The organism is Pinibacter aurantiacus (assembly GCF_019130065.1).
In the GTDB taxonomy this organism is placed as follows: domain Bacteria; phylum Bacteroidota; class Bacteroidia; order Chitinophagales; family Chitinophagaceae; genus Pinibacter; species Pinibacter aurantiacus.
Genome location: NZ_JAHSPG010000004.1, coordinates 1 through 12298 on the forward strand (window position 1 = coordinate 1; position 12298 = coordinate 12298).

10 protein-coding genes are annotated in these 12298 nt (G+C 42.2%); 5 read left to right on the forward strand and 5 right to left on the reverse strand.

Translation table 11 applies throughout. From position 1 onward, the window contains the following. Positions 1 to 59: 59 nt before the first annotated feature. Positions 60 to 452 (reverse strand): hypothetical protein, encoded by a 393-nt coding sequence (locus KTO63_RS08850; RefSeq protein ID WP_217790897.1) that lies wholly within the window; start codon positions 450 to 452, stop codon positions 60 to 62. Positions 453 to 630: 178 nt separating this feature from the next. Between KTO63_RS08850 and KTO63_RS08855 the strand changes: the two genes are divergently transcribed. Together KTO63_RS08855 and KTO63_RS08860 are read left to right on the forward strand one after the other, a co-directional pair. Continuing rightward, the gene (locus tag KTO63_RS08855; RefSeq protein ID WP_217790898.1) at positions 631 to 1770 is read left to right on the forward strand and encodes an MFS transporter; all 1140 of its coding nucleotides are present in this window, start codon (positions 631 to 633) and stop codon (positions 1768 to 1770) included. A 274-nt stretch (positions 1771 to 2044) separates the two neighbouring features. Beyond that, positions 2045 to 3067: an LLM class flavin-dependent oxidoreductase gene (locus KTO63_RS08860; RefSeq protein WP_217790899.1), complete on the forward strand. Its 1023-nt coding sequence runs from the start codon at positions 2045 to 2047 to the stop codon at positions 3065 to 3067. Between the two features lie 54 nt (positions 3068 to 3121). Here KTO63_RS08860 and KTO63_RS08865 read toward each other — a convergent pair whose 3' ends face one another. Both KTO63_RS08865 and KTO63_RS08870 read right to left on the reverse strand, forming a co-directional pair. Continuing rightward, positions 3122 to 4159: an MBL fold metallo-hydrolase gene (locus KTO63_RS08865; protein ID WP_217790900.1), complete on the reverse strand. Its 1038-nt coding sequence runs from the start codon at positions 4157 to 4159 to the stop codon at positions 3122 to 3124. Positions 4160 to 4371: 212 nt separating this feature from the next. Continuing rightward, on the reverse strand, positions 4372 to 5376 hold the full coding sequence (locus tag KTO63_RS08870) for a DNA/RNA non-specific endonuclease (protein WP_217790901.1): 1005 nt from the start codon (positions 5374 to 5376) through the stop codon (positions 4372 to 4374). A 389-nt stretch (positions 5377 to 5765) separates the two neighbouring features. On the opposite strand from KTO63_RS08870, the gene KTO63_RS08875 reads away from it, so the two are divergent. The 3 genes from KTO63_RS08875 (at position 5766) to xth (ending at position 8924) form a co-directional block, all read left to right on the forward strand. Continuing rightward, positions 5766 to 6644, forward strand: coding sequence for an AraC family transcriptional regulator (locus tag KTO63_RS08875; RefSeq protein ID WP_217790902.1), 879 nt, complete (start codon positions 5766 to 5768; stop codon positions 6642 to 6644). Positions 6645 to 6669: 25 nt separating this feature from the next. After that, the gene (locus tag KTO63_RS08880) at positions 6670 to 7974 is read left to right on the forward strand and encodes an alpha-L-fucosidase (protein ID WP_217790903.1); all 1305 of its coding nucleotides are present in this window, start codon (positions 6670 to 6672) and stop codon (positions 7972 to 7974) included. A gap of 182 nt (positions 7975 to 8156) precedes the next feature. Beyond that, positions 8157 to 8924, forward strand: a complete 768-nt coding sequence (gene xth, locus KTO63_RS08885) for an exodeoxyribonuclease III (protein WP_217790904.1) — start codon at positions 8157 to 8159, stop codon at positions 8922 to 8924. A 233-nt stretch (positions 8925 to 9157) separates the two neighbouring features. Here xth and KTO63_RS08890 read toward each other — a convergent pair whose 3' ends face one another. Both KTO63_RS08890 and KTO63_RS08895 read right to left on the reverse strand, forming a co-directional pair. Next, positions 9158 to 10561 (reverse strand): glycoside hydrolase family 30 protein, encoded by a 1404-nt coding sequence (locus KTO63_RS08890; RefSeq protein ID WP_217790905.1) that lies wholly within the window; start codon positions 10559 to 10561, stop codon positions 9158 to 9160. Between the two features lie 227 nt (positions 10562 to 10788). After that, positions 10789 to 12261, reverse strand: coding sequence for a RagB/SusD family nutrient uptake outer membrane protein (locus tag KTO63_RS08895; RefSeq protein ID WP_217790906.1), 1473 nt, complete (start codon positions 12259 to 12261; stop codon positions 10789 to 10791). Between the last annotated feature and the right edge of the window lie 37 nt (positions 12262 to 12298).

A 12298-nucleotide genomic window follows, 5' to 3' on the forward strand; every position in this document is an offset into this window, starting at 1 on the left:
CCGCATTCAATGAAGAATGCGGCCCTGCTACCTATTAATTATCAATTATTAATTATTAATTACTTCTTCTCCTCAATTTTCATATCCGGAAACAACGCCGCTACCATCATAAAAATGGAGAAAAGGGCTACGAGAAATAGTCCGATCTTTTTTGTGGGGCAGTCACCCGCAGCACAAGCGGGAATGATGATGAAGTTACGCGCTGTCCAGGCGAGGTTAAAGGCGCATACAAAAATATTGGTACGCTTGGCCCATACACGCTGGATCAGGAAGAGAAATATGGCCAGTACACTTACGATGATATTCATTAAGCCAGGTTTTCCAAAGTTAGTGCCGGGTGCGCTGATGCCGGTAACTGTGCTATTGATGGGTTCAATATACACCCATGGCAACAAACAAGAACCGATAACCAAAAATGCCATTGCAACGCCCACCCATTTGGAAAACTTCATATGCTATGTTTAAAGTTGCGCAAATATAGTTAATGAGTTGAAAGTTGAGAATGGAGAGTTGAGAGTTATGAGTTTGGGTTAAAACAGAAAACCTATAGGTCAATTAATAATTCCAATTAAACGTTTTACCACTAAATAGATACATTTAGGATAAATTGCAGCTTCTTTTGCAGACAGTATGAATAGACGCCTTCCAGCGCAGAGATATTACAGAATAGCAACCAGTGTATTTTTCTTTGTTCAGGGTATAACGTTTGCCAGTTGGGCAAACCGGATACCAACAATTAAGGGCATGCTTCAGTTAAATGATGCAAGCCTTGGCGCTTTGTTGTTTGCGCTGCCTGCGGGGCAAATTCTTGGTTTGCCATTGGCCGGCTATCTGGTAAGCCGTTATGGAAGCCGCAAAATTTTGATTACCGGCGCTGTCTTGTATCCTGCTACATTGATGTTACTCGGCTTGGTTACTGCGGTTTGGCAACTGGCATTGGCGCTTGCCCTGTTTGGTTTTTTTGTAAACCTGATGAACATTTCTGTGAACACGCAAGCTGTGGGTATTGAAAAATTGTACAGAAGATCGATCATGGCCTCCTTTCACGGGTTATGGAGCCTGGGGGGATTTATGGGCGGATTGGTGAGTACTTCCATGATTGCAAAAAATATTTCTCCTTTTATACACTTTGTAATCATTTGGGCCTTCACTCTTTTGTGCCTTATCGTTTTTTACAGATACCTGCTACCTCGCGATGAGAGCCACGAATCAAAGCAGCCTATTTTTGTAAAGCCGGATAAGTACATTCTCAATCTTGGTTTGATTGCGTTGGCGAGTATGGTGAGCGAAGGCGCAATGTTTGACTGGAGCGGAGTCTATTTTGAAAAGGTAGTGATGGCGCCGAAAGCATTGATTACCCTGGGCTATATAGCTTTCATGTCGACGATGGCCGGAGGAAGATTTACTGCGGACTACTTCGTTACAAAATTTGGTGTAAAAAACGTATTGCAGGCAAGCGGCATTATCATTGCAATTGGCTTGCTTCTTTCCATTTTGTTCCCATACATTGTTCCTGCAACGATTGGTTTCCTGATGGTGGGAATTGGTGTTTCATCAATTGTACCGCTCGTATATGGACTTGCAGGAAGGAGCAAAACCATGAGGCCGGGTGTTGCGCTGGCAGCCGTTTCTTCCATTGGCTTTTTAGGTTTCTTATTTGGCCCTCCATTTATCGGTTTCATTGCGCAAATGGCAAGCCTGCGTTGGTCGTTTGCTGTGATCGCGATTCTTGGCTTAAGTACCACTTTTCTGTCGAGGAACATCAAATAAGGAGGGGACGCCAGTTTTCTTCGGACACGGCTTCTGTTCTTGCTCCAAAAATTACCACTTAGACACTAAGGCCACTAGGCCTCACTTAGGGTTGTTTTAATATCGGCTTCTCTTAGTGAAACTTAGTGGCCTTAGTGCCTAAGTGTTAAAAAAATTGTTTCTCAAATCAAATCATAAGAATCATGACAACCATGAAAATCTGTGTTCTCTCTCCGTAAATTTGCATCCCCTCCTCTTCTGTAGAACAATCATCTCTAATTTTTAAAAAATGGATATGGCAAAGAAGAATATTAAACTTAGCGTACTGGATCAATCGATTGTAAGAAAGGGTTTTACTGCAAGAGATGCCGTGATGGAAACTATTGCCACGGCTAAGTTCACAGAGAACTTAGGCTATCATAGATTTTGGGTTTCCGAACATCATAACTCTGATATTATTGCAGGCTCTGCACCGGAGCTTTTGCTTGTTAAACTGGGTGATGAAACAAATACGATCAGGCTTGGCTCTGGCGGCATTATGCTCCCTAATCATAGTTCGTTTAAAGTGGCCGAGAACTTTCGCATGTTAGAAACACTTTTCCCCGGACGGATTGATTTGGGCATGGGTCGTGCACCGGGCGGAGATCGGATTAGTGCTACTTTGTTGAACCCATCAAATGATTTTAGCGAAGAGCGTTACCTAACTCAACTGGAACATCTGCAGGCATTCTTTACGGATACAGCCAGCACGCAATATGGCCCAATACTCGCTGTGCCACAAGCTCCGGGCATTCCGGCTCAATGGATACTTAGCTCGAGCGGCGGTAGTAGTAGTATTGCGGCAAAGTTTGGAATGGGATTGGCAGTAGCAAAATTCATTAACGGTCACGCAACTCCTGATGTTGTTGAAACTTATCGCAAGCAATTTCAGCCTTCTGCCCAAATGGAGCAACCACACGCGTTTCTTGCTATCAGTGTATTGTGCGCGCCAACGGAGGATAAAGCGAATCAGCTGCGCAAACAGGCGCACTATTTTTTCCTTCAATTTGAAAAAGGCAACTTTATGCCTCCTCCTTCTTTCGAGGAAATAAAGGACTATGAGTTTTCTTATGACGAACTGGCGATTATTGAAAGAAATAAGGGACGTATTGTTGTGGGCACACAGCAGGAAGTGAAAGAGCAGTTAACGCAACTGGCAGAGGATTTTGATGTGGATGAAATAATGATCACTTGTATGACGCATAGCAGGGATGATAGATTCAAGTCGTTTGAGTTGCTTGCTGAGGCCTTTGAGTTAACAATTACGGCACACAGATGACACGGATTAGACTGATTTACACGGATTTTTTCTTCCGTATGGAAAAGTCCTTACTTAAGAAACAGTCAACCACCAGTGTTCGTGTGGATATAATTTATCGATGATAATAGGTTCGCCGATCATTGGTGTGGTGATAGGTACTTTGAGTTCTTTTGCTTTGGCGGCAACGCGTTTTATGGGTTCATCCCAGGGATGAAGTGCCAATGCGAATTTTGCCCAATGCACGGGTAGTAATACTTTCGTCTTTAAATCGATAGCGGCCTGTATTGCTTCTTCGGGCATCATGTGGATGTAGCGCCAGTCTTCATTGTATTGTCCTGTTTCCAACATAGCTATATCGAAAGGCCCATACTTGTCTCCTATCTCTTTAAAATGCGTATCGTAGCCACTGTCGGCACCAATGTAAAACGAGTAACTACCGGATTTTAAAACGAACGAGGACCACAAGGTTTTGTATCGTGACAAACTTCTTCCGGAAAAATGTCGGGCAGGCGCAGCAGCAATAAAAATATTTTCATCAATTTGTTTTTCGGTCCACCAGTCAAATTCTATGATCTTGTTTTTATCAAAGCCCCAATAACTCAGTGTTGCGCCGATCCCAAGTGACGTGCAAACAAGTGATGTTTTCAATCTTAGCTTCGTGATCGTTTCATAATCCATGTGATCGTAGTGATCGTGGGTGATGATCAGAATATCTATTGGCGGCATGTCTTCCACTGAATAAACATTCGAGCCCGGGAAGCTTTTAGCAAAAAAAGAAAATGGCGATGCATGCCCACTGAACACAGGATCAACTAAAATATTCTTTCCGTTTACCCGGATAAAATAAGATGAATGACCAAACCAAACGATAACAGGTTTTTCTTCTTTAATATTTTTCAAGTCGGTGCGAACAGAAGGCAATTCCTTTGGTGGCGCGGTGTGTGCGGGTTTGTTCATGAAACGCCATATCTGTTTGATCATCGGCGACTCACTTGTCATCATGGGCGTGTCATGAAGATTATTGAAAATATCGTTGCTGTAGTTTGGCGATAATTTTACTCTGTCTAGTTCTTTTCCCGATGGATTTTTACCAAATGCTTTTATTGCCATAAGCGCTTGCTTGAATGCTCAAATGTACGACGTTCTGAGAGTCAATTTGAAAGTTTGAGGATTTGAAAATTTGAAAATTCTACGTGCTAGTTTCGAGTTGATTCGCGGCCTTTTTTTAACCGCAAAGAATACGCCAAGGCTGCGCAAAGGAAGCAAAGAGAAAATCTACTTAGCTACCTTTGCGCAACCTTTGAAAACTTTGCGGTTAAATTCTAGGGCAGTGTAATATTCAGTTTATATTTTTTTGTAAGCTTGCTACCCGCACCGCGTAGCATTTCATCTTCGTGCTTTTGTGCATCGCTGGCGTCTTTTATTTGTGCGATCTCTTGTATTTGCGCGCCGTTTTTCAACAGTACTTTTTTTACGCCTTTCCAGGTGAAATTCATTCCTGAGATATCTTCGAGATAACCGACATTTACCTGGAACACTTTGCGGTATTTAAAATCTTTGAAAGTAGTGTCTGCAGTCGCGGTAAGTCCTCTCTCTGCAATTGTTGCAAACATATGCTGATCCTTCATTCTTTGCTCGTGACTCATCATAAATGCAGTTGAATACAATCCTTTGCTGCTCATGAATACAATGACCTTGAAAAAGAACAAAGGAATTTTAAAATCCGGTTGTTTGATATAGCCGGGATCTGTTTTCAGCAAAAGAGGTCCGGTAAAAACGCAGATCTTTTTACCGCTTTCTATAGTTGCAGATTCGTCAATTATATAGGTCTCCAATGTTTTCCAAATACCCGTGTTGAGATTTTCAGCCTGCGGTACACTGTTGGGAAAATGGAATGTTTGATAAGCTTTCAGCTGGGCATCAACGCCCCAGGCCATTTCGTTGTTGGCCGCCATATGACCGATTTCAAATTCAGTGATGTCTGTCCGCAAGTCGTAAAAGGCACTATTTAACTGAATGCTTGGATCAATCCGGGGATCTAACCTGAACTTATTTGCCCTGCTCACTTTTATACTTCGTTGGCCGCCATCAATGTTATAGGCTGAAAAGAACGGCACTTTTCTGTCGGCGTCATACAAAACAGTGAGGTCTGTATAATTCAGGAATCCATCTGTGTTTCCTTCCACTTTGGGCAATGACTTTTTGTAAGTTGCAGATAGAATGCTGTTCAATGAAATGTTAGCGTTATTATTGATAAATGCAGGGGCATAACCTTTACACGCAAGCAATGTTGCTTTTGCAAAAGCTTTATCTAGTACAGAAGTCATAAAACGGGCGGGTTTGATTATAAATTTACAAAGAAGTTTTCGCGAAATAAACCCTGTTTTTAGTCGATTTTCAATTCCGGAGAGGTAACAAAACCGAAATCGCCTACTAAGCCAAATGTGCAAGAATTACCATATCGCTATACTATTTTAACATCAACCCGGGATGTTCAAATTTCGTTTTTGACGCAAGCCATTGGTTTTTAAAACCAATACAAAACACCAAAATAAATTCATTATCAATAATTTACGCCCATTTAATTACACTCCTTTTTGATTATTTTTTTAAAGGTCAATTTGACAATAAACATGTAGCCTATGATAAAATCCTATACTTTTATTTTAAATAGTTTAATCGTTGTAATATTTTAGCATCAATTAACGATTGTGATATGAGACCAAGCCTCAGAAAAATTTCTATCAATCCCTTATCATCTTTCAGTGTAAGAATTGATCGCGAAGAAAAACTGAACAGTAACTGGCACTATCATCCGGAGTTGGAGCTTTTGCTTATCAAAAATGCTTCGGGCACTTCTATCATCGCAGATAAGGTGGAGCACTTTAACAGCACCTATCTCGTGCTGCTTGGCCCTAATCTTCCACACACTTTTTTATTTGAACAAAAGGGCCTGAATAAAAAATCGGAAGCTATTGTTGTTCATTTTTATGAAAACTTTTGGGGCGATGCATTTCTGCAACTTCCAGAAATGAAGGAGATAAAACAACTTTTGCAAACAGCGAGGTCGGGCTTGAGATTATCAAATGAAGTACAGCGGGAAATTACTCCATTGCTGGAAAAAATGCCCGATGCTTCCGGATTAGACAGAATGCTGCTGCTGATTAAGATCCTCAAAATTGCTGCACAGAAAAAAGACTATGCAATCATCGCAAGCAAAGGATTTGTCTACGACATTTCTGACGAGAATGACATACGCATAAAAAAGGTTTACGAGTTTACCATCCAGAACTATGATCGCGAAATCACGATCAATGAAGTTGCAGAACTGGTGAACCTTACGAAAGAATCATTCTGCCGGTTCTTTAAGAAGATCGCACGCAAAACATATTTTCAGTTCCTGATAGAATTCAGAATTGGTATGGCCTGCAGAATGCTGGTGGAAAGCAATTTGTCGATAAAGGAAATTGGCTACAGCTGTGGCTACTATAACCTTTCCAACTTTTATCATCAGTTCAACAAATTAATGGGCATTAGTCCGCTGCAATATCAAAGAGATTACTTCAATCTTGTAAGAGAAAGTGAGGTTGCATAACACAAAAACAAACCATTTTTTACGAATGAAAAAACTACTGACGATTGCGTTGTTTGCGGCTTTGTGTCCGCTGCTTTCAAAAGCGCAACCCAACTACACTCCTACTGCTGAAAACCTTGCAAACAGGGAGGAATTTCAAAATGATAAGTTTGGCATTTTTATTCACTGGGGCATTTACAGTATGCTGGCGGATGGTGAATGGGCGCTACAAACAAAGAGCCTTAAGCAGAAAAATTACGAGCAACTGGCTTCTGGCTTTTATCCTTCAAAGTTCAATGCTGATGCATGGGTTGCGGCGATAAAAGCTTCTGGAGCAAAATACATTTGCATCACATCTCGTCACCATGATGGTTTCTCCATGTTTGATACAAAATATTCTGACTACAACATTGTAAAGGCAACGCCTTTTAAAAGAGATATTTTGAAGGAGCTATCGGAAGCGTGCGCAAAACAAGGCATTAGATTGCATGTTTACTATTCGCATCTTGATTGGGGAAGAGAAGATTATCCGGTAGGCAGAACGGGCCGCAACACGGGCCGCACGGGCAAATCACAGAACTATGACAGCTACTTCAAATTCATGAACAATCAGTTAACCGAAATACTCACCAACTACGGCAAGATCGGTGCTATATGGTTCGATGGAAAATGGGATCAGGATCAAAATAAAAATTTTGACTGGCGCCTTGATGAACAATATGCGCTGATCCATTCTCTTCAACCTGCTTGTATGATTGGCAATAACCATCATGAAGCAACCATTGCCGGAGAAGATTTTCAAATGTTTGAAAAAGATCTGCCTGGCCAGAACACTACGGGATTTGCTGACGAACAAAAAGTTGGTGTGCTTCCTATGGAGACTTGTGAAACAATGAATAATTCATGGGGATATAACATCAACGACAACAATTTCAAATCAACAAAAGACATTGTTCAATATCTTGTAAAGGCTGCAGGCAACAATGCAAATTTCCTGCTAAATGTAGGGCCTCAACCAAATGGAGAAATTCCTGCAGTAAGTATTCAACGTTTGAAAGAAGTAGGTGACTGGATGCAGACTTACGGCGAAACAGTTTACGGAACGAGAGGTGGCGCTGTTTCTCCAAGAGCATGGGGTGTGACCACTCAAAAGGGCAACAAACTTTTCGTACACATTTTGAAACTACAGGATAACGTTTTATTTGTTCCTCTGAAAGATAAAAAAATCAAAAAGGCAACTGTGTTCGCAACCAAGTCTCCATTGAAGTTTACGCAAAACCAGGATGGTGTGGTGATTACGCTTGACAAGGTGCCGGATGAGATGGATTATGTGGTGGAGTTGGCCATGTAGTTGAGAATTGAGAGTTGAGAGTTGAGAGTTGAAAAAATGCCGTAGGGGCGAATCGCATTCGCCCAAAACATTAAACGTTAGGCATTCTGCGTTAAGCATTCAATATAGCATTAGGCGTTGGGCATTGAGCCTTGCGCCTTTTTTATTAGCTTTAGTGCATTACTTCACCACAACTTATCTATATGAAGATTGCAACTTATAATGTGAATGGTGTGAATGGCCGGCTGCCGGTTTTACTACGTTGGCTGGAAGAATCGAAGCCTGATGTTGTTTGCTTGCAGGAATTGAAAGCGCCCCAGGAAAAGTTTCCTGAGCAGGCAATTAAAGATGCGGGATATAACTGCATTTGGCATGGGCAAAAAAGCTGGAACGGTGTTGCTATTCTTTCGCGCAAACATGCTATAGAGGAGGTTTGCAGGGCGCTCCCCGGCGATCCTGAAGATTTGCACAGCCGTTATATCGAAGCAAAAATTGATGGCATTACGATCGGTTGTTTGTATTTGCCCAATGGCAATCCTGCACCCGGCCCCAAACTAGATTATAAGATGGCATGGTTCAAAAGATTGACTGCGCATGCAAAGGATCTGTTGTCGCGTGGCGAACCAACGATCCTCACCGGTGACTATAACGTGATGCCCACGGAGCTTGACGTTTACAAACCGGAGAAATGGGTGGATGATGCGTTGTTTCGTCCAGAGGTGCGTGAGGCATTTCACACATTGGTGGCGCAGGGCTGGACGGATGCGTTGCGCAAATTGCATCCGGGCGAAAAGATTTATACTTTCTGGGATTATTTCCGCAATGCATTTGGCAGGGATGCGGGTTTGCGTATTGATCACTTTTTATTAAGTTCTCATTTCGATAAAAAATTAAAATCTGCTGGGGTCGATAAATATGTGAGGGGTTGGGAAAAGTCGAGTGACCATGCTCCGGTGTGGATTGAAATTTAATGACTGAATAACTGAATAACTGAGTAACTGAATACCGCTCTGCAAGGCTTGTAGCCTTGCAGCTTCACTCTGTTGCTTGTGGCAACAACATCAAATAAATATTGCCAAAGGCAATAAAATAAAACTGCAAGGTACAAGCCTTGCAGAGCGATATGACGCCTAACGCTTAACGCAGAAACTCTGCGGTTGGCGTTAGGCGTTTAGCGTTGGGCGTTGGGCGTTTAGCATTTTCACTACCACACGAATGTTGCTGCGGCTCCTTTTGCTAACGAGCTTTTGAAGGTTTTTACCCCATCATTAACAGAGAATTCTTGCGTCTGCTCAGATTCATTTAACACGATGAGTACTTTCCTGCCATCTGTTGTTTTGAATGCAACGTTTGCCAAACCTTGCGGCTCATCCGACGCAATTCTTACAGAACCGGGGCGCACAAATTTTGAAGCTTGGGCAATGATGTAATAAGCAGGATTTCTTTTTACATTGTTTCCATCAATTGTTACAGCACCCAAGCATTCTGTACAACCTCCCGGTGTATGTGGTTGCCATTGCGAGTTGGCGGCAAGGTTCCACTCCAGCGCGGTTTTGCACCAGTTGCGCATGGTTCCGATGATCACGTTCTTTGTGTGCCATTTAAAGTCTACCGGCATGTCGCCCGGGGCACCTACCCACTCTTCCGTGAAGTACAGATTTTTTGCAGGAAACGCGTCGTGCAACATGGAGAGTGTGTCGATGGGACCTGCATACAAATGAAAGGCAGCACCATCAACATATTGCGCTGCTTCTTTATCATTGTAGATAGTCACGGGATAGTCAGGTCTGTCGCAGTTGTGATCGTACACAATTATTTTGGTGGCAATATTGTTTGCCCTAAATGCCGGACCAAGACTTTGCTTAATAAAATCTGCCTGTTCATTTGCCTGCATCAAAAGGCTCGGATTATTGCCGGGATGCAGTGGTTCGTTCTGTACAGTAATAACATCGATGGTGATGCCTTCTGCCTTCATGGCTTGTATGTACTTCACGAAATATTTTGCGTAGGCGTTGTAATATTCTTTTTTTAAACTTCCGCCTTTGGAGTTGTTGTTGGTTTTCATCCAGGTTGGTGGTGACCATGGCGAACCAAGAATTTTGATGGAAGGATTAATGGCTAAAATCTCTTTTAGCATAGGAATAAGAAATTGTTTGTCCGGCGCGATGCTAAACTTTTGCATTGCGGTATCTGTTTCACTTGACGGCAAATCATTGTAAGAAAAAACTTTTGCGTCCAGATCAGACGCTCCGATACTTAGCCTCAAATAACTCACGCCGATGTTGTTGGCATCCGTTGCGAACAATTCTTTCAACAATGCTGCACGATCAGCTTTATTCATATTGTACAAATGAAAGGCACTGCCTCCCGTTAAGCAATAGCCAAAGCCATCAATGGTTTGATATGTTTTAGAAACATCAACATGAATAGTTGCTTCATTTCCGCTTGCTGATGCAATAACCGTATTATCTTTTTTCTGAAATAAAATTCCGGCTGCTGGATCAGTGGTCCATACTTCTACATGCCCTTTACCATTGCCGCTGGGATGTATTTTGTGCGAACAACCAAGTAAACAGGCGAATGCAAAAAATAAACTAAGTCTCTTCATTATGTTCGTTTGATTTATCACTACGACACCGAAAATGGGAAACCATACTCTATACAACTACGGCGTACGAACGTTGCGGAGCTTAAGACTCGACTCTTACCAATAAGGCACTAAGAACACTAAGCTTCACTAAGAAGTACAAAGCAAGCAGAGGCATTCCTTAGTGAGGCTTAGTGTTCTTAGCGCCTTAGTGGTGAATCTTGGGCGCCAATTCGTACATCCAAACATCAATATCCTTCGTTCTGTACCAGCAACGGGTTCAAATCTATTTGCGCCTGAGGTATTGGCATTAACAAACGATACGGCTGAACATTGTAGTTCAGGTTGTTGCCATTTCCATCTGTTTGCGCATTCATTGTGGTTAGTGCTTTTCCAGTCCTTAACAGGTCATACCATCTATGCCCTTCAAATGCAAGTTCCAATCTCCTTTCGTTAGCAATGATAGCGTTCGCATCGTCTGCACTCGCTGCCGTTTTAGGATTGAGTTTTACTCTTGCTCTAATCTGGTTCACTATAGTCATTGCTCCGTTAATATCACCTTTTGCTACAAGGGCTTCCGCTTTCAACAAAAGAATGTCGGGCAGCCTAATCATGTAAAAATCATTTGTCCCATCATACGGGTCATTGTATTTAACAGTGAATGGATATCTTGTCAGATTCCAGTGCGGGTCAGTCCAGTGACCTGAAATATCCGAAAACGAAATTGTTGCATTTTCGCGGATGCTGTCACCTTCACTTTCAAACGTACGTACCAGGTCATTCGATGGAGTATTGAATTTTTTCCAGTCTGTTCCTATGAACTGACTTGGAATCCAGTTACCGATTACGTTCCATCCTTCATAGTTCAACTCCCAGATGGCTTCGCTGTTGTTTTTATGATTGTTATCCCAAAGCTGCCTGTAGTCTGGCAACATTGTATAATTGGGAATTGTTTGATCGGCGTAGTACGCCACAGAATCCCAATTCTTTGTTGGCATAGATGCATATACTTTTGCCAGCACGGCATTAACTATGCCAATGGTGATGGTCATTTTAGTCTCACCCTGGTTCACGGGTCTTACACCGCTTCTTGCAAACCACAGGTCGCTTAAAATGGCCATGTATACAGAGTCAGTTGATGACTGTGGGACGATGGTAGAATTGAGCAAGGTTTCTGCCGTTTTTGTATCGGCAGGCTCCAGAAGCAATGGCACACGACCATACAATCTTGCCAAATCAAAATACGCAAATGCTCTCAGAAAACGAGCTTCTCCCAACATTTGATTTTTTCTTGCGGCGGTCAGTGCCGGATCCACACATCTTGCTATTTGATCCACGGTTATGTTGATACGACCAATGATGCCGTATGCATCTTTCCAGTCACGGGCCACATTTCCATTTAATGAGTTGGCAGTGAACAGATCCAATGTGATGTTATCTGTATTATCACCTCCTGCATAGGCGTTATCCGAAATCGCATCGCCGTTTGTAATTCTATCGAGCACGTTAAACTCAAGTCCGTAATCGTAACCTCTGAATGTTGTGTAAATTCCAGCGATCTGATCCTCTGCTTCTGATGCGGATATTGTTGTGCTGTCCTGGGGTCTGACTATTTGTGTAACGGGCTGCTTGTCCAGCACTTTTGAGCAACCGGTGAAAATGGAAGCAGCAATAATTACTAAAGCAATGCTACTTGATATACTGATTTTATATTTTTTCATAACGACAATTTTTATCCCAATGCAAAACACCGGGAAA

What these genes read in the sequence shown, in the direction of transcription:
- KTO63_RS08850 (WP_217790897.1), bottom strand. Translation starts at nt 452, where the DNA reads ATGAAGTTTTCCAAATGGGTGGGCGTTGCAATGGCATTTTTGGTTATC.
- KTO63_RS08855 (WP_217790898.1), top strand. Translation starts at nt 631, where the DNA reads ATGAATAGACGCCTTCCAGCGCAGAGATATTACAGAATAGCAACCAGT.
- KTO63_RS08860 (WP_217790899.1), top strand. Translation starts at nt 2,045, where the DNA reads ATGGCAAAGAAGAATATTAAACTTAGCGTACTGGATCAATCGATTGTA.
- KTO63_RS08865 (WP_217790900.1), bottom strand. Translation starts at nt 4,159, where the DNA reads ATGGCAATAAAAGCATTTGGTAAAAATCCATCGGGAAAAGAACTAGAC.
- KTO63_RS08870 (WP_217790901.1), bottom strand. Translation starts at nt 5,376, where the DNA reads ATGACTTCTGTACTAGATAAAGCTTTTGCAAAAGCAACATTGCTTGCG.
- KTO63_RS08875 (WP_217790902.1), top strand. Translation starts at nt 5,766, where the DNA reads ATGAGACCAAGCCTCAGAAAAATTTCTATCAATCCCTTATCATCTTTC.
- KTO63_RS08880 (WP_217790903.1), top strand. Translation starts at nt 6,670, where the DNA reads ATGAAAAAACTACTGACGATTGCGTTGTTTGCGGCTTTGTGTCCGCTG.
- xth (WP_217790904.1), top strand. Translation starts at nt 8,157, where the DNA reads ATGAAGATTGCAACTTATAATGTGAATGGTGTGAATGGCCGGCTGCCG.
- KTO63_RS08890 (WP_217790905.1), bottom strand. Translation starts at nt 10,561, where the DNA reads ATGAAGAGACTTAGTTTATTTTTTGCATTCGCCTGTTTACTTGGTTGT.
- KTO63_RS08895 (WP_217790906.1), bottom strand. Translation starts at nt 12,261, where the DNA reads ATGAAAAAATATAAAATCAGTATATCAAGTAGCATTGCTTTAGTAATT.